Below are 20,135 nucleotides of genomic sequence, written 5' to 3'. Positions count from 1 at the left end.
ACTCGTACTGATTCACACGTACTGACGCCACGCACGAACGTGCCGTTCCGGTTGATCCGGAGCGGCACGTTAGTGGATGAGGCCCTGGAGAGGCACGGTGAGATCAGCCGGCCGCGCTCTCCACCGGCTCCCTTTCTCCATCCTTCCCCATTTCCTTCACCTCGGATGCCGGGGCCTCGCGGCGCGGCAGCAGGACCGCGACCAGGATCGTGCCGATGCCGAGGATCACCGCGCCGACCAGGCTGGTGTGGGCCACCGCGTCGGAGAAGGCGGAGCCGACCGCGTCGGCCATCTGCCGGGCTCCCGTGGCGAGTTCGGCGGCCTGCTGCTTGAGCTGCGCGGCCTGCTGCGGGTCCTTGGCGTGTGCCGCCTGCGCGGCCAGCCGGTGGGCCTTCTCGCCGATGCCCTGCGCGACAGCGTACCCGGCACCGACCGAGTCCTGCGCGGTGTCCAGGGCGCTCGCCGGGAGCTTGCTGCCGGCGGTGGCGTCGCTCAGGTGGTTGCCGTACGACGTGGCGAGGAGCGAGCCGAGGATCGCGATGCCGAGGGAGCCGCCCAGCTCCAGCGAGGTGTCGTTGACCGCACCGCCGACGCCCAGCTCGGACTCCGGGAACGCGCCCATGATCGCGTCGGTGCAGGGTGAGAGGGCGAGACCGATGGCGAGGCCCAGGATGATCAGGGGCGCGACGAAGTCGGTGTACGTCGAGCCGGCGTCCACCCGGGTCAGCAGGGCGAGCGCGGTCGTGCCGCCGACCATGCCTGCGCTCACGGTCCACTTCATGCCGACGCGCGGGGTGAGCACGCCGGTCAGCGCCGAGCCGACGAAGACCGCGCCGGCCAGCGGCAGCATGCGGACGCCGGTCTCCAGGGCGTCGTAGCCGAGGACGAACTGGAGGTGCTGGGTGAGGTAGTAGAACGCGCCGAAGACGGCGAGGAAGAACAGGGCGACGGCGAGGTTGGAGCCCGCGAACCGGCGGGAGGCGAAGCGGCGTACGTCCAGGATCGGGCGGGGGGTGCGCAGCTCCCAGAGGACGAAGGCGGCCAGGCCCACGCCCGCGACGACCGCCGCCGTGATCGCCTTCACGCCCCAGCCGAAGTGCGGGCCCTCGATGATCATGTAGACGAGCGAGCCGGTCCAGATCACCGACAGCAGGCCGCCGACGTAGTCGATGCGGTCGTGGTGACCGGCCTTGGACGGCGGCACGAGGACGAAGGCGCCGACGATCGCCACGGCCGCGACGGGCACGTTGATCAGGAAGGTCGAGGACCAGCCGTGGTCGCGCAGCAGGGCGCCCGCGACCACCGGACCGCCGGCGATGGCGAGACCGGCGGTGGCGGTCCACAGGGTGATCGCCTTGGCGCGCTCCTCCCGCGGGAAGGTCGCGGCGAGCAGCGAGAGCGTGGCGGGCATGATGAGCGCCGCGCCGACGCCCATGACGGCACGCGCGGCGATGACGGTCGTGGAGCTGTCGGCGAGGTACCCGAAGACGGCGCCCCCGCCGAACACCGTCAGCCCGAGCACGAGCGCGCCGCGCCGGCTGTACTTGTCGCCGATCGCGCCGAGCAGCAGCATCAGCGCCGCGTACGGGACGGTGTAGCCGTCGATCACCCACTGGAGGTCGGCGCTGGACAGCCCGAGGTCCTTCGTCATGCCGGGCGCCGCGACCGTGAGGGCGGTGTTGGCCATCACGATGATCAGCAGGCTCAGGCAGAGCACCAGCAGCGCCCACCAGCGCCGGGCATAGGGGCGCTCCGTCCTTTCGACGGGTTCGGTCATGACGAGTCGCATGGCAGGGGTCGCCTTCCTCGGATTCGCGACGGGACGCACACAGCGGGGCACACAGCGATGTGCACGCTTGCACGGTGATTTGCACAGTGGCGTGCAATTGCACAAACATGTGCAATGTACGTGGTTGCACAGCACTGTGCAAGTCAGGAGAGCGTGCAGAATGACCGTCATGACCACCGGCAACACCAGTCGCGCCGACGCCAACCGACGCCGCATCCTCGACGTCGCCCTCGCAGAGCTGCTGCGCGACCCCGACGCCTCCATGGACCAGATCGCGCGCGCCGCCGGGGTCGTACGACGGACCGTGTACGGCCACTTCCCGAGCCGCGAGGCCCTGATCGCCACGCTGGTCGACGGCGCGGTGGCGGAGGTGCTGGAGGTCACCGAGCGCGTCCGTGCGGAGGCGGAGGACCCGGCGGAGGACGTGGCCCGCTCGGTGCTCGCGTTGTGGGAGGTCGCCGACCGCTACCGGCTGCTGGTCGCCCTGGCCCAGCGCACGGTCACCATGCAGGGCATCCGCGAACGCCTCGCACCACTGCGCGAGAAGAAGGTCCACACGCTCCAACGCGGCCTGGACACGGGCGTGTTCGACTCCCCACTGGCCGCTCCGGCGCTGGCGTACGTGCACGAGCAGATGCTGTTCGCGGTGATGGAGGCGGTGAACGACGGCCTGCTGACAGCAGCGGAGGCGGGCCGCTCGGCCGCGGTCACCCTGCTGACCGCGGCGGGCGTACCCGCCTCCAGGGCCACCGAGCTGGTGGCCAGGTTGAGTGAAGGGTCGTAGCGAACCCCTTGGGAATCCCCGGGGAACCTTCGGGGAGAGGGAGACCGGACGCCCGGCCCGGGTTCAGGCGGGGCCGGGCGTCCGGAGTGTGCTGTGCGGGTCAGGCCTTGGTCAGCTCCCCGTCCCGGGGCTCGGGAAGCTCGGCGGCCGTGGCCTCGTTCTCGTCCAGCAGCGTCGTCTCGTCGAACGGCAGCTCGCCGGCGAGGACCTGCTTGACCCGGCCCTTGTCGATCTCCTTCGTCCAGGTACCCACCAGCACGGTGGCCACCGCGTTGCCCGCGAAGTTGGTCAGGGCGCGCGCCTCGCTCATGAAGCGGTCGATGCCGACGATCAGGCCCACGCCGTCGACCAGGGCGGGCTTGTGCGACTGGAGGCCGCCGGCCAGCGTGGCGAGGCCGGCGCCACTGACGCCCGCCGCGCCCTTGGAGGCCAGCAGCAGGAAGAGCAGCAGCGGGATCTGCTCGCCGACGGACATCGGCGTACCGAGCGCGTCGGCGATGTAGAGGGACGCCATGGTCATGTAGATCATGGTGCCGTCGAGGTTGAAAGAGTAGCCGGTCGGCACGGTGATGCCGACGACCGGCTTGCTGACGCCCAGGTGCTCCATCTTCGCGATCAGCCGCGGCAGCGCGGACTCGGAGGACGAGGTGGACAGGATCAGCAGGAACTCGCGGGCGAGGTACTTGAAGAGGGAGAGGACGTTCAGGCCCGCGACGATCCGCAGCAGCGCACCGAGCACGATGAAGACGAACAGGAAGCAGGTCACGTAGAAGCCGAACATCAGCACGGCGAGGCTCTTCAGCGCGTCGAGACCGGCCGAACCCGTGACGGCGGCGATGGCGCCGAAGGCACCGATCGGCGCGGCCCACATGACCATCGACAGGATGCGGAAGACGAGCCGCTGGATGTGCTCGATGCCGCGCAGCACCGGCTGCCCGACCGGTCCCATGGCCTGCAGCGCGAACCCGGCGAGCAGCGCGACCAGCAGCGTCTGGAGCACCTGGCCCTCGGTGAAGGCGGAGACGAAGCTCTTCGGAATGATCGACAGCACGAAGTCGACCGGCGGCAGCGCGTCGGAAGACACCTGGTCGTGCCCGGAGGCCTTGATGGCGTTGGTGATGTGCAGCCCGTCACCGGGGTGCAGGACATTGCCCACGACCAGCCCGATGGCGAGCGCGACGAGCGACATCACCAGGAAGTACCCGAGGGCGATACCGCCGACGGCCCCCACCTTGGCGGCCTTCCGTACGGAACCGATGCCCAGCACGATCGTGCAGAAGATGATCGGCGAGATCATCATCTTGATCAGGTTGACGAAGCCCGCGCCCAGCGGCTTCAGCTGCACTCCGGCATCGGGCCAGATGAGCCCCACGGCGATACCGAGCACGACCGCCACGATGACGGCTATGTACAGGTAATGGGTACGGTCCCGCTTCACTGCGGGTGCGGCAGGTGCCGTATCGGGGGAACTGGCGGCCACGGCTGCCCTCCTTGACGTCTTCGTCGGCATCACCGGCGTGCGGCTCACGTCCGGGGTTGTGGGGGATGCCGTGACTATCTCCCGGCCTGTGACGGCGGTCACCCTTCCGTTCATTTAGTTCACACTTATGCGGAGAGGCACACTGCTGACATGCGCTTTCCCACCCTCCCCCGACCACGCAGCCTGGCGGGCCAGCTCTTCGCCATGCAGGCCGTGCTGCTCGCGTTGGTGGTGGCCGGTTACGCGCTGTTCACGTACGTCAACGACCAGCGCCAGGCGGTGGACGCGGCGACCGGCCGGGCGACCGCGGTGGCCCGCTCGATCGCCGACTCCCCCGCGGTCCGCTCGGCGATCCACACCCCCGACCCCAGCGCGCAGCTCCAGCCGTACGCCCTCCGGGTCATCCGGGACACGGACGTCGACTTCGTCACGATCATGAACCCGTCCGGCATCCGCTGGACGCACCCGGACCCGACGCTCATCGGCAAGCGCTTCTCCGGCCACATCGGCCCCGCCCAGCACGGCCGCACCTTCACCGAGACGCACTCCGGCTCGCTCGGCCCGACCGTCCGCGCGGTGACGCCCGTGGAGGAGAACGGCCGCGTGATCGGCCTGGTGAGCGCCGGCATCAAGGTCGAGGCGATAAGCCGCCGGATGCAGCGCCAGGTCACGGCCCTGCTCGGCGTCGCGGGCGGCGTCCTGCTGCTGGGCGCGGTCGGCACGTACGTCATCAACGCTCGGCTGCGCCGCCACACCCGCGGCATGAACGCGGCCGAACTGAGCCGGATGTACGACTACCACGAGGCGGCCCTGCACGCCGTCCGGGAGGGCCTGCTGCTGCTGGACGGGCAGTACAGGGTGGCGCTGATCAACGACGGCGGCCGGGAGCTGCTGGGCGTCGGGGTCGAGGAGGACGTGCTCGGCCGTTCGGTCGCCGACCTGGGCCTGCCCGCCCCCCTGACGGGCGCGCTGCTGGCCTCCGGGCCCAGGGTGGACGAGGTGCACCTGGCCGCGTCCCGGGTACTGGCGGTGAACACCTCACCGGTGTCCGGCGGCGAACGCCGAGGCACGGTGGTGACCTTGCGCGATGTCACCGAACTCCAGTCCCTCATGGGTGAGCTGGACTCCGAGCGGGGCTTCACGCAGGCCCTGCGCTCCCAGGCGCACGAGGCGGCGAACCGGCTCCACACGGTCGTCTCACTGATCGAACTGGGCCGGGCCGAGGAAGCGGTGGAGTTCGCGACGGCTGAACTGGAGCTGGCCCAGGCCCTGACCGACCAGGTGGTGGCAGCGGTGGGCGAGCCGGTGCTGGCGGCCCTGCTGCTGGGCAAGACGGCACAGGCGCACGAGCGGGGCGTGGAGCTGGTGGTGTCGGCGGACAGCCGCCTGGACGACGGCCTGCTGCCGGAGCGTGTGTCCGCGCGTGACCTGGTGACCATCCTCGGCAACCTCATCGACAACGCGGTGGACGCGGCACAGGGCAGCGTGCGGGCGCGGGTGACGGTGACGGCGTACGCATCGGACGCCGAACTGGTGATACGCGTGTCGGACACCGGCCCGGGGGTCGACTCGGCCCACACCGACCTGGTATTCCAGCGGGGGTTCTCGACGAAGCCCTCCGGGCCCGGCGGGCGCGGGCTGGGGCTCGCGCTGGTGCGGCAGGCGGTGACACGGCATGAGGGGACGTTGAGCGTGACGGAGGCCGAGGAGGGCGGCGCGGTGTTCGAGGTACGGCTGCCGCTGCGTACGGCGGTGGGTGGCGACGCATGACGCACGAGCAGCAGCCGATCCGGGTCCTCGTGGTGGAGGACGACCCGGTCGCCGCGGACGCGCATGTGCTCTACGTCGGGAGGGTGCCGGGGTTCGTGGCGGTGGGCAAGGCGCACACGGGAGCGGAGGCGCGGCGGATCCTGGACCGTACGCCCGTGGACCTGCTGTTGCTGGACCTGCACCTGCCGGACGTGCACGGCTTGCAGTTCGCCCGTTCCCTGCGGGCGGCGGGGCATCACGCGGACGTCATAGCGGTGACGTCGGCGCGGGACCTGGCCGTGGTCCGCGAGGGCGTCTCACTGGGCGTCGTCCAGTACGTCCTGAAGCCGTTCACGTTCGCCACGCTGCGGGACCGGCTGGTGCGGTACGCGGAATTCCGCGGCGCGGCGGGCGAGGCGAGCGGCCAGGACGAGGTGGACCGAGCGCTGGCGGCCCTGCGGGCGCCGTCGCCTGCGGCGCTGCCGAAAGGGTTGAGCGGGCCGACGTTGGAGCGGGTGACTTCGGCTCTGCGGGAGGCGGAGGAAGGGCTCACGGCGGCGGGGGTCGCGGTGGCCGTGGGGATCTCGCGGATCACGGCTCGGCGGTATCTGGAGCACCTGGTGGAGGCGGGCCGGGCGGCGCGGAAGCCGCTGTACGGGCAGGTGGGGAGACCGGAGTTGGTGTATCGGTGGGTGGTTCAGGGGCGGTGAGGGCGGCTGCCCTGGCGCGGGATCGGTCAGCTTCTGTGGGAGCGTGGGCTTGGGTGTAGGCGTCGGCGGAGCGGAGCCAGTGGGCTCGGGCCTCGGCCGGACGGCCGGCTTTCAGAAACGCCTGAGCCAGGCCCGCAAGGCTCATGCCTGTCCCGTACCAGTCCTCGAACTCCCGGTCGACCTTCAGAGCCTTGCCGTATGCCTCGATCGCCTCGTCCACTCGACCAGCTGCACGCAGGGAGTTGCCCAGGTTGTGCCACACCTGGGCCTCACGGTAGCGATCCCCAGTGTCCCGGTACAGGTCGAGAGCGCGATTCTGGACCTCGATCGCCTCCTCCCACCGACTCGCCACATACAGGGAGTTGCCCAGGTTGTGCCACGCCTGGGCCTCACTGTGACGACCCCCTTTGGCCTGATACAGATCGCGAGCGCGAATGTGGGCCTCTATCGCCTCCTCCTCCCGGCCCGCCTCCCGCAGGGCAATGCCGAGGAGGTTCCAGGCCCTGGCCTCTTCGGCGGGGTCCCCCACGGCCTGACAGAGGTCGCGGGCACGAGTCTGGGCATCCACCGCCTCCTCCACCGATCCCGTCTTCAACAGGGCGAAGCCCAGGTCGATCAACGACGTGGCCTCGTTGGCGGCGTCCCCGGCGCGGTGTGCAGCCTCCTGTGCGGCACGGCTGACAGCAACCCAGTCCGCGAAGTGCCGTCGCCAATTCAGATACAGCCCCAGGCTCGGGGCCAGCTTCAACGCCGGGGCCCTGTATCGCTCCTCCTGAGCCCACGACATCGCCGCCACCAGCCCCGCCCGCTGCCCGTCAAGCCACGCCAGCGCCTGTCGCCGGTCCGCGAACAGTTCCACCTCCGGCTTGCCCGGCAGCCACTGCAATCGGTCCTCGGCTGCATCGGCCCACCGCACGTAGTACTCCAGCACACGCTCCCGCGCGGCCTCGGACTCCTCCCGCAACGCGGCGTCCGCGACCGCCGCTCCCGCCCCGAACGCCCGCACCAGGTCGTGCATCCGCCACCGGTCGCGCTCGCTCCCCCGTTCCACGAGATGCGCCCGCGCCAGCGCCTTCAGCTCCCGCAGCGGCGGGGCCTCCGTCCCCACCAGCGCAGCCGCGACCTCCTCGCTCGCCTCCGGACCCGGCGCGAGCGCGAGCAGGCGCAGCAGGCGGGCCTGCTCGGCCGGAAGCCTGCGGTAGGACAGGTCGAAGGCGGCACGGACACTCCGGTCGCCGTCATCGAGGGGAGCGAGCCTGTCGTGCGACATGGCCAGTTCCTCCGCCAGCTCCGCCGCCGACTTGCCCGGATCCTCCGCCAGCAATGCCGCCGCGATCTGCAAGGCCAGCGGCAGGCATCCGCACAGGTCGGCCAGACGGGCCGCCGCGTCCGGCTCCTCGGCGATCCGGCAGTCCTCCGGGTCGGCGATACGCAGGACCCGGTCAAGGAGTTCGTACGCCGCCTGGGGCGTGAGCTGGTCCAACGGCACGAGCCGGGCGCCCAGTTGGGGCAGTCGGTCCCGTGAAGTGACCAGTACCCGGTGCCGCCCGCCCCCGGGCAGCAGTGGCCGTACCTGGTCCGGCGACGACGCGTTGTCGGCGACGATCAACACCGCGTCCCGCTCGGCCAGCAGCGAGCGGTACAGCCCCGCCCGCTCGTCCGCCGTCGTCGGAATGTGCTCCGGCTCGACCCCGAGCGCCCTCAGCAGCGACTGGAGGGCCTGGTCGGCGGTGACGGGTGTGTCGTCGTACCCGTGCAGGTCCACGAACAGAACGCCACCCGGAAACCAGCCCGCCTCCCGCGCCGCGTACGCCGCCTCCACCGCCAGCGCCGTCTTACCGATGCCGCCGAGCCCGGACACCGCGGTGACAAGGACAGCCTGATCGCAGCCGGCGCGATCCAGCGCGATCCGCAGCCGCACCAACTCCCCGTCCCGCCCCGTGAATCCCGCCGCCCGCGGCGGCAGCGCGTCCAGCGCGGTCGGTGCCGACGCCTGTTGCCGGTACTCCGCCTTCCCGATGACCGTCCCGCGGAACTCCCCGCCCTGGAAGTCGATGTGATCGCTCACCTCGAACCACCCCCCGACCCGAAGGGCAAGGCGTACTGGACGATGTACACCCCCAGCCCCGCCACAGCGACCGCCTCCAGCACGGACAGCGTCCCCAGCCCTGCCGAGACGTCACCCCCCGCCCAGTACACGACCAGCGCGCCCAACGGCACGACGCAGAAGGCCAGCAGGTCGACCACGCACTGCACGACCTTCCGGGAGAAGCGCCGAGCATCCCCGCGGTGCGCGACCTCCCACTGGAAGACCTCGGCGCCCTCCGCCTGCACCAGTTCCGCCAGCCGAGGCCCCAACTGCCCCCGCACATAAGCCCCGATAGCAGAGATCTTCTGGTCGTTGACCAGATACGTCCACCCGAGCACGACGCACACCGGCGGCAGCGCGAGCAGCATCTCCGTCCGCTTGGCCTGGGCCGCGGCGGCGATCACCGCGGCCACCACGGTGAGGGTGACGTACAGCAGGTTGTCCCGGAACCCGATCCGCGTCTTCTGCTCGTCCTTGATCGTCTGGTACTCGGTGAGCAGCAACTGCCCCACGCTGACGTCTCGTTCCGGCACTCCAACCCCTTCCCCCGGCAGTACCTTAAGAGTGTGCCGGAGACTCAGCCCACCGTTCTCGTCCTGACCGCACTCGCGCTGGAATACGCGGCGGTGCGCACGTACATCGAGGAGCGGAAGGAGCGGACCCACCCCGGCAACGGCACCATCGTCGAAGTGGGCCGCCTGCCCGGCACCCCGTGGCACGTCGCCGCCGCCGAACTGGGCGAGGGCGCCCGGAACACCGCGGCACTCACCGCGTCGCTCATCGGCTGGCTGCGCCCGCAGGCCGTCCTGTTCGTCGGCGTGGCCGGCAGCCTCAAGCCGGACATCGGTCTCGGTGACGTCGTCGTCAGCACCAAGGTGTACGCCGTCCACGGCGGCAAGGTGACGCCCGGGAGGACGCTGGTGCGCCCGGACGCGTGGCACGGCTCCAATGCGCTGGTGCAGGCGGCGCGTTCGGCGGTGCGGGACATGCCGGACGTACGGGCGCACTTCAAGCCGATCGCCACGGGGGACGTGGTCCTGGCCGACGACGAGTCCGAGATCGCCCGGCAGATACGCGAGAACTACAACGACACGGCGGCCTTCGAGATGGAGGGCTCGGGAGCGGCCCACGCGGCCCATCTGGAGGGCCGGGACGCCCTGGTCGTCCGGGGCATCAGCGACCGCACCAACGCCGACAAGGACGCGGACGACGCCGGAGGTTCGCAGGAGCGGGCGGCGGCGCAGGCGGCGGCCGTGGCGATGGCGGTGCTGCGCAAGTACCGGGGCCGGGGCGGGAGTGCCGGTCCCGGCGAATCCTCCGGCTCCGAGGAGGGATCCCACGGAGGCCACGGGGGCGACCACATCGACTTCCGGGGCGCGACCTTCAACGGGCCCGTCATCGGCAAGCAGGTCGGACGAGGGTAGTACCGCAGGTAACGCCAGGTCATCGCGGGGTGACACCGGGTGCCGGCTCGCCCGCCGCGATCAAGACGTACGATTCTACGATCCGTGATCTCGGTGGAACCGACTGTAGTCATCACGTTCGCACACCCCTACCTTGTGCGGGGTGCGCCAACCCTCAGCTCCTCCGTTCAACGCCCCGGCCGCCCGCAGGCTCCGTGCCAACCTCGGCATGGGGCCCGAGCACGTCGCCTACGGCATGCGGGCCTCGTACGGCCTGCCGTACGTCACGCCCGACCTCGTGATCGCCTGGGAGCGCGGCACCGCCTCCCCGAGCAGCCCCGAACTCACTGCCCTCGCGGGGGTGTTGTGGTGTTCTCCGGGGGAACTCATCGGACGGCCCCGCACCCTGCGCGAGCACCGCATCGCCCGCGGGATCGCGCCGGAGGACATGGCCCGCGCCGTCGGCATCGACCTCCCGGCGTATCTGCGGATGGAGGAGAGCGGTACCTGGCACGGCAACGAGCGGCAGTCGGCCGCGCTCGCTCGGGCGCTGCAACTGGCCCTGCCCGACTTCGTGGCCGTCACGGGCCGCGAGGCGAAGCTCGCCGACCTGCTGCACAGCGCGATGAGCACCCGCTGGCAGGCGTATGTGCGGCCGGTGATGAAGCTGGTACCCCTGGACAGGGGCGTCCTGGAGGACGTCCTGCAGGAGCTGCACCAGGACTATCAGGGGCACATGGCCGCCACCCTCAGCTGGGGTGGCGGCAGCAGGGGCGCCAGTGCGTCCGGTGAGGAGTTCCTCGGCCGGATTGTCGAGAACTTCTGGGCGGCGGTCGGGAACAGGACCGGTTAGAAGACCGACTCCGCCTCGTCCATCCGGTCCTTCGGGACCGTCTTCAGCTCGGTGACCGCCTCCGCGAGCGGCACCATCACGATGTCGGTGCCACGCAGCGCGGTCATCCTGCCGAACTCGCCGCGGTGCGCGGCCTCGACGGCGTGCCAGCCGAAGCGGGTGGCGAGGACGCGGTCGTAGGCGGTCGGGACGCCGCCGCGCTGGACGTGGCCGAGGATGACCGGCTTGGCCTCCTTGCCGAGGCGGCGCTCCAGCTCGTACGCCAGCGCGGTGCCGATGCCCAGGAAGCGCTCGTGGCCGTACTGGTCGATCTCGCCCTTGCCGTAGTCCATGGTGCCCTCGGCGGGGTGGGCGCCCTCGGCGACGCAGACGACCGCGAACTTCTTGCCGCGGGCGAAGCGCTCCTCGACCATCTTGACCAGGTCGGCGGGGTCGAAGGGGCGCTCGGGCAGGCAGATGCCGTGGGCGCCGGCGGCCATGCCGGACTCCAGGGCGATCCAGCCGGCGTGCCGGCCCATGACCTCGACGACCATCACGCGCTGGTGGGACTCGGCCGTGGTCTTCAGGCGGTCCATCGCCTCCGTGGCCACGCCGACCGCGGTGTCGAAGCCGAAGGTGCGGTCGGTGGAGGAGATGTCGTTGTCGATGGTCTTGGGGACGCCGACGACCGGCAGGCCCGCGTCGGAGAGCATGCGGGCCGCCGTCAGGGTGCCCTCGCCGCCGATCGGGATCAGCGCGTCGATGCCGAACTCCGCGACCATGTCGGTGGCCTTGTCACAGGCCTCGCGCAGCCGGTCGCGCTCCAGGCGGGAGGAGCCGAGGATGGTGCCGCCGCGGGCCAGGATGCCGCTGACCGCGTCCAGGTCGAGGGAGCGGTAGTGGCGGTCGAGCAGACCCCGGTAGCCGTCCTCGAAGCCGATGACCTCGTCGCCGTACTGCGCCACCGCCCGGTGCACGACGGACCGGATCACGGCGTTCAGGCCGGGGCAGTCGCCGCCTGCGGTGAGAACTCCGATGCGCATCGTGCTGTGTCTCCTGCTCGCTTTCGGTACCTGTGAGCCGGTTCCGATTCTTTCACGTCTGCCGGAGGGGTGAAGTCTTGACGGGCGCCTTATCCGGCACCGGGGGTATTGTCAAGAGGGTTCTGCTCACCTTGGTGGGCGATTTTTATGCCTGAGACTTTTACGCCGGAGACGAGACACAGGGATCGGGGTGCACACGTGACGCGCAGCGTGTACGTGACCGGGATCGACCGCGGCGACGGCCGCCAGGTCGTGGAGCTGGGAGTCATGGAACTCCTGACCCGGCAGGTCGACCGAGTGGGTGTCTTCCGCCCGCTCGTGCACCACGTGCCCGACCGGCTGTTCGAGCTGCTGCGGACGCGGTACCGCCTCTCCCAGGACCCGGCGACCGTCTACGGCATGGACTACCACGAGGCGTCCACGCTCCAGGCCGAACAGGGCACCGACGAGCTGGTCTCCACCCTGGTCGACCGCTTCCACCGGGTGGCCCGGGACTACGACGTCGTCCTCGTGCTCGGCACGGACTTCGCCGACACCCAGCTCCCGGACGAGCTGGCCCTCAACGCCCGCCTGGCCAACGAGTTCGGCGCGTCGGTGATCGCGGTGGTGGGCGGTCGCGGGCAGACGGCGGAGTCCGTGCTGGCGGAGACCCGCAACGCCTACCGGGCCTACGACGGGCTGGGCTGCGACGTGCTGGCCATGGTCGCCAACCGGGTGGCCCGCGAGGACCGCGACGAGATCGCCGAGCGGCTCGTGAACCGGCTGCCCGTGCCCTCGTACGTGCTGCCGGACGAGCCCGCGCTGTCCGCGCCGACGGTCGCCCAGATCGCCCAGTCCCTGGACGCCAAGGTGCTGCTCGGCGACGACTCGGGGCTCGCCCGGGACGCGCTGGGCTTCGTCTTCGGCGGTGCGATGCTGCCGAACTTCCTGGGCGCGCTGACCCCGGGCTGCCTGGTGGTCACGCCCGGCGACCGGGCCGACCTGGTCGTCGGCGCGCTGGCCGCGCACAGCGCCGGCACCCCGCCGATAGCCGGCGTACTGCTGACCCTGAACGAGGTGCCGCGCGAGGAGATCCTCACCCTCGCCGCCCGCCTCGCCCCGGGCACCCCGGTGATCTCGGTCCCCGGCACCAGCTTCCCCACCGCCGAGCAGCTCTTCTCCCTGGAGGGGAAGATGACCGCGGCCACCCCGCGCAAGGCGGAGCGGGCGCTCGGCCTGTTCGAGCGGTACGCGGACACCGCCGCCCTGGCCCGCCGGGTCTCGGCGCCGAGCGACGACCGGGTCACCCCGATGATGTTCGAGCACAAGCTGCTGGAGCAGGCCCGCTCCGACAAGCGGCGGGTCGTGCTGCCGGAGGGCACCGAGGAGCGTGTGCTGCACGCGGCCGAGGTGCTGCTGCGCCGCGGGGTGTGCGACCTGACGCTGCTCGGGCCGGCCGACCAGATCCGCAAGAAGGCGGCCGACCTCGGCATCGACCTCGGCGACAGCCAGCTGATCGACCCGGCCACCTCCGAGCTGCGCGACGCCTTCGCCGAGAAGTACGCCAAGCTGCGCGCCCACAAGGGCGTGACCGTGGAGCTGGCCTACGACGTCGTCGCGGACGTGAACTACTTCGGCACCCTGATGGTCCAGGAGGGCCTGGCCGACGGCATGGTGTCGGGCTCGGTGCACTCCACGGCGGCCACCATCCGGCCCGCCTTCGAGATCATCAAGACGAAGCCGGAGTCCTCGATCGTCTCCTCCGTCTTCTTCATGTGCCTGGCCGACAAGGTGCTGGTCTACGGCGACTGCGCGGTCAACCCGGACCCGAACGCCGAGCAGCTCGCGGACATCGCCGTCCAGGCGGCGGGAACGGCCGCCCGGTTCGGCGTGGACCCGCGGATCGCGATGCTGTCGTACTCCACCGGTACGTCCGGCTCGGGCGCCGACGTCGACAAGGTGCGCGAGGCCACCGAGCTGGCGCGCTCGCGGCGGCCCGATCTGAAGATCGAGGGGCCGATCCAGTACGACGCGGCCGTGGAGCCGTCGGTCGCCGCGACCAAGCTGCCGGGCTCCGAGGTCGCCGGGCAGGCAACGGTTCTGATCTTCCCGGACCTCAACACAGGTAACAACACCTACAAGGCCGTGCAGCGCTCGGCCGGCGCGATCGCCGTCGGCCCGGTCCTGCAGGGTCTGCGCAAGCCGGTCAACGACCTGTCCCGGGGCGCGCTCGTCCAGGACATCGTCAACACCGTCGCCATCACGGCGATCCAGGCCCAGACGCCCGCCAACTGACCACAGAGAGCCATCGATTCACCGTGACTGCGAACCGCGTCCTCGTCCTCAACTCCGGCTCCTCGTCGGTGAAGTACCAGCTGCTCGACATGCGCGACGCGAGCCGGCTCGCGGTCGGCCTGGTCGAGCGCATCGGCGAGCAGACCTCCCGGCTCAAGCACACCCGCGTGAGCACCGGCGAGACCCGTGAGCTGAACGGGCCGATCGCCGACCACGACGCCGCCCTCAAGGCGGTCGCCGAGGAGCTGGCCCGGGACGGCCTGGGCCTGGACTCGCCGGAGCTGGCCGCGATCGGGCACCGGGTGGTGCACGGCGGGATGTTCTTCACCGAGCCCACCGTGATCGACGAGGAGGTGCTCACCGAGATCGAGCGGCTGATCCCGGTCGCACCGCTGCACAACCCGGCCAACCTCACCGGCATCCGCACCGCGCAGGCTCTGCGCCCGGACCTGCCGCAGGTCGCGGTCTTCGACACCGCGTTCCACACGAGCATGCCGGAGTCGTCGGCCCGCTACGCGATCGATCCGAAGGTCGCGGACCGGCACCGCATCCGCCGCTACGGCTTCCACGGCACCTCGCACGCGTACGTCTCCCGGGAGACCGCGCGGCTGCTGGGCAAGGACCCGTCCGAGGTCAACGTCATCGTGCTGCACCTCGGCAACGGCGCCTCCGCCTCCGCGGTGGAGAAGGGCCGCTGCGTGGACACCTCCATGGGGCTGACGCCGCTGGAGGGGCTCGTGATGGGGACGCGGTCCGGTGACCTGGATCCGGCGGTCATCTTCCATTTGGCGCGCGTTGGCGGAATGTCCATGGACGAGATCGACACTCTTCTCAACAAGAGGAGCGGTCTGTTCGGTCTCTGCGGGGACAATGACATGCGCGAGATCCGACGCCGCATCGACGAGGGCGACGAAGAGGCCGCGCTCGCCTTCGAGATTTACATTCACCGGCTCAAGAAGTACATCGGCGCCTATTACGCGGTACTCGGCACGGTGGACGCGGTCGCGTTCACGGCGGGGGTCGGCGAGAACGCGGCGCCGGTGCGAGAAGCTGCGATCGCGGGCCTGGAGGGGCTCGGCCTCGCGGTCGACGCCGAGCTGAACGCCGTACGCAGCGGTGAGCCGCGGCTGATCTCCCCCGAGTCCGCGCGGGTGGCCGTCGCCGTGGTGCCCACCGACGAGGAACTGGAGATCGCCACACAGACGTACGCGCTGGTCGGGCAGTAACAATATGCGGCTCCGCCGCGTGGGAGCTGAGCAATACACCGCAGTAACACGCCTGAGCGCATGTCCGCCCATTTGTATCTTCCGCCAGACGGAATATTCCGCCGCGAAACAAACCGATAGGATCGCCCCATGCGCCGTTCGAAAATCGTCTGTACTCTCGGCCCCGCGGTCGACTCCCACGAGATGCTCGTCGCCATGATCGAGGCGGGCATGAATGTGGCCCGGTTCAACTTCAGCCACGGCACCCAGGCCGAGCACCAGGCGCGGTACGACCGCGTCCGGGCCGCGTCCAAGGAGTGCGGCAAGGCCATCGGTGTCCTCGCCGACCTGCAGGGCCCGAAGATCCGCCTGGAGACCTTCGCCGAGGGTCCGGTCGAGCTGGAACGCGGTGACGAGTTCGTCATCACGACCGAGGACATCCCTGGCGACAGGCACATCTGCGGTACGACGTACAAGGGGCTGCCGGGCGACGTCTCGCGCGGCGACCAGGTCCTGATCAACGACGGCAACGTCGAGCTCAAGGTCCTGGACGTCGAGGGCCCGCGGGTCAGGACGATCGTCATCGAGGGCGGTGTCGTCTCCGACCACAAGGGCATCAACCTGCCCGGCGCGGCCGTCAACGTGCCCGCGCTGAGCGAGAAGGACATCGAGGACCTCCGCTTCGCCCTCCGCATGGGCTGCGACATGGTCGCGCTGTCCTTCGTCCGGGACGCCAAGGACGTGCAGGACGTCCACCGCGTGATGGACGAGGAGGGCCGCCGGGTCCCGGTGATCGCCAAGGTGGAGAAGCCGCAGGCGGTCGAGAACATGGAGGAAGTCGTCGCGGCGTTCGACGCCGTCATGGTGGCCCGCGGTGACCTCGCCGTCGAGTACCCGCTGGAGAAGGTCCCGATGGTGCAGAAGCGCCTGGTGGAGATGTGCCGGCGCAACGCCAAGCCGGTGATCGTGGCGACCCAGATGATGGAGTCGATGATCACCAACTCCCGCCCGACCCGCGCCGAGGCCTCCGACGTGGCCAACGCGATCCTGGACGGCGCCGACGCGGTCATGCTGTCGGCCGAGTCGAGCGTGGGCGCGTACCCGGTCGAGACCGTCAAGACGATGTCGAAGATCGTCAAGGCGGCCGAGGAGGAGCTGCTCAGCAAGGGCCTGCAGCCGCTCGTTCCCGGCAAGAAGCCGCGCACGCAGGGCGGTTCGGTCGCCCGCGCGGCCTGCGAGATCGCCGACTTCCTCGGCGGCAAGGGCCTGATCGCCTTCACCCAGTCCGGTGACACCGCGCGCCGGCTCTCCCGCTACCGCGCGACCCAGCCGATCATCGCCTTCACCACGGACGAGTCCACCCGCAACCAGCTGACCCTCAGCTGGGGCGTCGAGTCGCACGTGGTGCCCTTCGTGGCCACCACCGACGAGATGGTCGACCTGGTGGACCAGGAAGTCGCCAAGCTGGGCCGCTTCGACGCGGGCGACACCGTCATCATCACCGCCGGCTCGCCCCCCGGGGTCCCCGGCACCACCAACATGCTGCGCGTCCACCACCTCGGCGGCGGCGAAGGCAACTGACCGGCCCGCAAGGGCTTTGCGGGCCGTTGCAGTCCATGTACGGCGCTGAGGGGCGCCCCCCGGAATTGGGGGGCGCCCCTCAGCCTTGTGCGGCTCCCGAACGGGCTGGTGCGACCGGTCAGCCGGTCGTGTACACGTGCATACCGGGAATGTGCAGGTTGCCGCCGAACTGCGCCGCCTGGACCACCTTCACATGGGTGAAGTAGATCAGCGGGATGTTCAGCGGGGGCGGGCTGTCCGGGCTGAAGGTCACCGGGATCAGACCGAAGAGGTTCCCGGAGATCTTCTCGGTGTACATCACGGTCTGGCCGCCCCGGATGGTGGACGTCGAGCCCGCGGACGCCTGCACGTGGTAGATCTTGCCCGTGAGCTTGTCGTTCACCGTCTGGTGCAGGTCGCCGATGTCGGTGCCGTCGGAGATGACGTACTTCAGCACCTTCTTGGTGGTGCCGTTCGCCGTCTTCACCTCCACGATGCCCTGGTAGTCGGCGCCCTTGAGCAGCAGGGAGCTGGCGTCCAGGTACCAGGGGTCGTCCGCCACCGGCACCTTGTTGTCGACACCGCTGACGTCCGTCGTGGCCGCCTCGCAGTTGGCCGCCGAGGGGCTCGCGCTGTCGGACGGGCTGGGCGTGGCCGTGGCCGAACCCGCCGTGTCCTTGGCCGCCTGCGTGGCGTCGCCGGCCGTCTTGGAGGCCGTGTCGGTGGCGCCCTGCGCGGTGTCCGTGACCGTCTTGGCCGCCTTGGAGGCGGTGTCCGTGACGGTGCCGGTGACGCTGCCGCCGGAGTCCTTGGCGCTCGTCGACGAGTCGGACGACGAGGACGACGTACCCGGGGACGGCGTGGCCGAAGAAGACGAGGAGGACGACAACAACCCCGACGAGGACGTCGGCTCGGACGCGGACGGCGACGGGCTCGCCGACGGCGTGGCGGAGTCCTTCTGGCCGCCGGTGACCCCGTTGACCAGGCCGCCGAGCGTGTCACCGAGGGTGTCGCCGAGGGTGCCCAGCACGCCCCCGCCGCTGCTCTGGGACCCCGTGGAGGTCGACGTGCCCGAGCCCGAGGAACCGGACGTACCCGTGCCCGAACCGGAGCCCGACGATCCCGAACCCGAGCCGGAGCCCGAGCCGGAGCCCGAGGAATCCGAGGTCGGCGTGGGCGCGGGCGTGGCCTTGTCGCTGGAACCCGAGGAACCTGTCGAACCCGTGGAACCCGTGGAACCCGTGGAACCCGAGTCCGACGTCTTCTTGGCGTCCGGGGACGCCGAGGGCGTAGGCGTGGCCGTGTCGGAGGACTTGCTCGCGGAGGGCGACGGCGAGGCCGAGGCGCTCTTGGAGCCGTCCAGCGCCGCGACGCAGTCCTTGTAGTCCGCGGCCTTCTGGCTGTTGGACGTCGGCGCTGTGCTGCCGTTGTCCGCAAGGGCGAGCGAGGACGTGAAGCCCATGCCCATGAGGACCGCGGTCGGCATCGCCACGGTGGCTATCGCCTTGCCCGCCGGCATGTGGAACCTGGTGAACAGCGGCTTCCTGGGTGCCGCGTGGCGGGGCCCGGTTCTTGCCTGGGACGCGTCCACATCGCTCCCGCGGGCCACCTCGTCAGCCGGCACTGTGCCTCCCGTTCGCCCCGTTGGCCGGGTTCGTTCCTGTTCCTGACAGGTCGTTCGACTCGCTCGTCCCGTGCGTGCCCTCGTGCGCCAGGGGCACCGCCTCGGGGGCACCGACCTCGGCCGGGGGCGCCTCGGCCGGGGCCACCTCGGCCTCCGGCTGCGGCTGCGGAGACACGCCCGGCACCCAGGCCACGGCCATCGCTCCGCCGATCAGGGCGAACAGGAAGCCCATGCCGAAGCCGCCGAAGTTGGCCACGGGGATGGACACCAGCGCCAGCAGGATCGCGGCGACTCCGGCGAAGGTCCGTACGTGCTTCTGGAACCAGAGGCTGATGCCCAGGACCTCGAGCAGCACGCCGATGATCAGGGATCCGGCTCCCGCGGTGGTCGACATCGCCAGCGTCAGATGCCCCAGCTGGAGATGTGCGTACGGGAAGTACATGATCGGAACTCCGCCGATCATGACGAACAGTCCGGCCCAGAACGGACGCGAGCCCCGCCAGGCGCGGAACTGCAGCCTCCGGGTGGTGAACTGGCCGGGTACGGCGGCAGGAGTCTCGGCGCTCATGGAAACAGCTCCCTGGTGCGGCGTTGCTGTGGTGGTGATGTGTGCCGCGCGTGAAGACGCGGCCGGAGTGGGGACGGGCGGGGGCGCCACCGGCTCCCCCGCCCGTCATCGAGTGCCTAGTAGCACTCCTTGACACCCGTCGACAGCGACATGTGAAGGCCACTGAGCTTGAAGGTGCCGGCCGTGGTCGCCCACGCCGTCTGCTTCACGTTGTCCAGCGTGGCCGAGTCGGCCTGCTGCGCGAAGCCGTAGGGGTTGGCCTGCTCGCCGCCGCCCTTCATGCCCGGACCCTTGCCGGCATCCTTGGCGGCCACGCCGATGTCGATGTTGTTGAAGGTCGCGTCGGCGTCGAGGTCGGCGACATCGATGTAGATGTTGTCGGCCTGGACCTTGTCGTGACCCGCGCCGCCGGCCCGCAGGATCAGGCTGACGTTGCCGAAGAACGGCACGTTCGGCGTGACCACGGACTGGCAGAGGTTGGTGATCTCGGCGTGCTTGAACGCCGAGACGGCCACCGGGTGGGCCGTCTTGTCACCGGACAGCGTGTAGCCGTTGTCGAGAGCGGCGTACTGCTCGAAGCCGGTACCCACCAGCTGGTCGGCAGACACCTTGAACGACTGGCCGGACACGCTGAACGAGGCAGCGAGAGCGCCCTGCGCGAGGGCGACACCTATCGCAGCCGTGGCGGCGACGCTGGGCACCATGACCACAGCGAACCGCTTCCATCTGGTCCCGCCACGCACCTGGGACTCCATATTTCCTCCTTCTCGGACGTACATCTCCTGGCCTGGAATCGCCGCGGAGGCGGCTCAGCCGGGCAGGGATGGGAGAAGTGCTACGTCCTCGGGAAGGAGAGCGCCCGAACTCGGAGGCACGAACAGCGCCCGAATCACCGGCGATCACCCCCGAGCGACAACCACTGGTCGCGCCTGACACGCATCACGCACAACCTTGCTGGACAGGCTTCGCCGTAGAGCGAAGACCCCCCTGCCCTAGACCCGGCGCCACTGCCGCCGGCTCTGCTC

The 20,135-nt window shown here is 70.4% G+C and carries 16 protein-coding genes; 8 read left to right on the top strand and 8 right to left on the bottom strand.

The genetic code is table 11. The annotated features are described in order from the left end of the window. Positions 1–103 precede the first annotated feature (103 nt). Complete coding sequence (locus tag ACWD3E_RS37190) at positions 104–1,789, bottom strand: MFS transporter (RefSeq protein ID WP_451391928.1); 1,686 nt, start codon at positions 1,787–1,789, stop codon at positions 104–106. A 160-nt stretch (positions 1,790–1,949) separates the two neighbouring features. Between ACWD3E_RS37190 and ACWD3E_RS37185 the strand changes: the two genes are divergently transcribed. Then, positions 1,950–2,573, top strand: coding sequence for a TetR/AcrR family transcriptional regulator (locus ACWD3E_RS37185; protein ID WP_451391927.1), 624 nt, complete (start codon positions 1,950–1,952; stop codon positions 2,571–2,573). 100 nt (positions 2,574–2,673) lie between these two features. Here the strand turns inward: ACWD3E_RS37185 and ACWD3E_RS37180 are convergent, their stop codons facing one another. Continuing rightward, entirely contained in the window at positions 2,674–4,083 is a 1,410-nt protein-coding gene (locus ACWD3E_RS37180; RefSeq protein WP_451391945.1) for a cation:dicarboxylate symporter family transporter, read from the bottom strand. A 120-nt stretch (positions 4,084–4,203) separates the two neighbouring features. Between ACWD3E_RS37180 and ACWD3E_RS37175 the strand changes: the two genes are divergently transcribed. Together ACWD3E_RS37175 and ACWD3E_RS37170 are read left to right on the top strand one after the other, a co-directional pair. Then, positions 4,204–5,823: a sensor histidine kinase gene (locus ACWD3E_RS37175; RefSeq protein ID WP_451391926.1), complete on the top strand. Its 1,620-nt coding sequence runs from the start codon at positions 4,204–4,206 to the stop codon at positions 5,821–5,823. Further along, positions 5,820–6,512 (top strand): response regulator, encoded by a 693-nt coding sequence (locus tag ACWD3E_RS37170; protein WP_451391925.1) that lies wholly within the window; start codon positions 5,820–5,822, stop codon positions 6,510–6,512. The genes ACWD3E_RS37175 and ACWD3E_RS37170 overlap by 4 nt, the downstream gene beginning before the upstream one ends. Here ACWD3E_RS37170 and ACWD3E_RS37165 read toward each other — a convergent pair. Both ACWD3E_RS37165 and ACWD3E_RS37160 read right to left on the bottom strand, forming a co-directional pair. Next, on the bottom strand, positions 6,394–8,580 hold the full coding sequence (locus ACWD3E_RS37165) for a tetratricopeptide repeat protein (RefSeq protein WP_451391924.1): 2,187 nt from the start codon (positions 8,578–8,580) through the stop codon (positions 6,394–6,396). The two genes, ACWD3E_RS37170 and ACWD3E_RS37165, sit on opposite strands and share 119 nt — an antisense overlap. Continuing rightward, positions 8,577–9,134: a hypothetical protein gene (locus ACWD3E_RS37160; RefSeq protein ID WP_451391923.1), complete on the bottom strand. Its 558-nt coding sequence runs from the start codon at positions 9,132–9,134 to the stop codon at positions 8,577–8,579. The genes ACWD3E_RS37165 and ACWD3E_RS37160 overlap by 4 nt, the downstream gene beginning before the upstream one ends. Before the next feature lie 33 nt (positions 9,135–9,167). Here ACWD3E_RS37160 and ACWD3E_RS37155 point away from each other — a divergent pair, with 33 nt between their 5' ends. Beyond that, positions 9,168–10,025 carry a 5'-methylthioadenosine/S-adenosylhomocysteine nucleosidase gene (locus tag ACWD3E_RS37155; protein WP_451391922.1) on the top strand — a complete coding sequence of 286 codons (858 nt, stop codon included), beginning with the start codon at positions 9,168–9,170 and terminating at the stop codon, positions 10,023–10,025. A gap of 142 nt (positions 10,026–10,167) precedes the next feature. Continuing rightward, positions 10,168–10,857 carry a helix-turn-helix domain-containing protein gene (locus tag ACWD3E_RS37150; protein ID WP_451391921.1) on the top strand — a complete coding sequence of 230 codons (690 nt, stop codon included), beginning with the start codon at positions 10,168–10,170 and terminating at the stop codon, positions 10,855–10,857. Here ACWD3E_RS37150 and ACWD3E_RS37145 read toward each other — a convergent pair. Continuing rightward, positions 10,854–11,879 (bottom strand): ATP-dependent 6-phosphofructokinase, encoded by a 1,026-nt coding sequence (locus ACWD3E_RS37145; protein WP_451391920.1) that lies wholly within the window; start codon positions 11,877–11,879, stop codon positions 10,854–10,856. The two genes, ACWD3E_RS37150 and ACWD3E_RS37145, sit on opposite strands and share 4 nt — an antisense overlap. Positions 11,880–12,077: 198 nt before the next feature. Here ACWD3E_RS37145 and pta point away from each other — a divergent pair, with 198 nt between their 5' ends. The 3 genes from pta (at position 12,078) to pyk (ending at position 16,939) form a co-directional block, all read left to right on the top strand. Further along, the gene (gene pta, locus ACWD3E_RS37140; protein ID WP_451391919.1) at positions 12,078–14,153 is read left to right on the top strand and encodes a phosphate acetyltransferase; all 2,076 of its coding nucleotides are present in this window, start codon (positions 12,078–12,080) and stop codon (positions 14,151–14,153) included. 23 nt (positions 14,154–14,176) lie between these two features. After that, a complete protein-coding gene (locus ACWD3E_RS37135; protein WP_451391918.1) occupies positions 14,177–15,379 on the top strand; it encodes an acetate kinase in 1,203 nt (400 codons plus the stop codon). A 129-nt stretch (positions 15,380–15,508) separates the two neighbouring features. Continuing rightward, on the top strand, positions 15,509–16,939 hold the full coding sequence (pyk, locus tag ACWD3E_RS37130; protein ID WP_451391917.1) for a pyruvate kinase: 1,431 nt from the start codon (positions 15,509–15,511) through the stop codon (positions 16,937–16,939). A gap of 118 nt (positions 16,940–17,057) precedes the next feature. Here pyk and ACWD3E_RS37125 read toward each other — a convergent pair whose 3' ends face one another. The 3 genes from ACWD3E_RS37125 to ACWD3E_RS37115 form a co-directional block, all read right to left on the bottom strand. Further along, entirely contained in the window at positions 17,058–18,542 is a 1,485-nt protein-coding gene (locus ACWD3E_RS37125; RefSeq protein ID WP_451391916.1) for a hypothetical protein, read from the bottom strand. After that, the gene (locus ACWD3E_RS37120; protein ID WP_451391915.1) at positions 18,532–19,110 is read right to left on the bottom strand and encodes a DUF6114 domain-containing protein; all 579 of its coding nucleotides are present in this window, start codon (positions 19,108–19,110) and stop codon (positions 18,532–18,534) included. Before ACWD3E_RS37120 ends, ACWD3E_RS37125 begins: the two co-directional genes overlap by 11 nt. 116 nt (positions 19,111–19,226) lie before the next feature. After that, positions 19,227–19,865, bottom strand: coding sequence for a DUF6230 family protein (locus ACWD3E_RS37115; protein ID WP_451391914.1), 639 nt, complete (start codon positions 19,863–19,865; stop codon positions 19,227–19,229). Positions 19,866–20,135: the final 270 nt, after the last annotated feature.

This window comes from Streptomyces sp. NPDC002676, from assembly GCF_053592455.1.
The sequence above is the reverse complement of the archived record's forward strand: the minus strand, read 5'-3'. Positions and strand labels throughout refer to the sequence as shown.

Bases quoted from the DNA above. Each gene is read 5' to 3' on its own strand.
- ACWD3E_RS37190 (WP_451391928.1), bottom strand. From the start codon at position 1,789: ATGCGACTCGTCATGACCGAACCCGTCGAAAGGACGGAGCGCCCCTAT.
- ACWD3E_RS37185 (WP_451391927.1), top strand. From the start codon at position 1,950: ATGACCGTCATGACCACCGGCAACACCAGTCGCGCCGACGCCAACCGA.
- ACWD3E_RS37180 (WP_451391945.1), bottom strand. From the start codon at position 4,083: ATGCCGACGAAGACGTCAAGGAGGGCAGCCGTGGCCGCCAGTTCCCCC.
- ACWD3E_RS37175 (WP_451391926.1), top strand. From the start codon at position 4,204: ATGCGCTTTCCCACCCTCCCCCGACCACGCAGCCTGGCGGGCCAGCTC.
- ACWD3E_RS37170 (WP_451391925.1), top strand. From the start codon at position 5,820: ATGACGCACGAGCAGCAGCCGATCCGGGTCCTCGTGGTGGAGGACGAC.
- ACWD3E_RS37145 (WP_451391920.1), bottom strand. From the start codon at position 11,879: ATGCGCATCGGAGTTCTCACCGCAGGCGGCGACTGCCCCGGCCTGAAC.
- pyk (WP_451391917.1), top strand. From the start codon at position 15,509: ATGCGCCGTTCGAAAATCGTCTGTACTCTCGGCCCCGCGGTCGACTCC.
- ACWD3E_RS37120 (WP_451391915.1), bottom strand. From the start codon at position 19,110: ATGAGCGCCGAGACTCCTGCCGCCGTACCCGGCCAGTTCACCACCCGG.
- ACWD3E_RS37115 (WP_451391914.1), bottom strand. From the start codon at position 19,865: ATGGAGTCCCAGGTGCGTGGCGGGACCAGATGGAAGCGGTTCGCTGTG.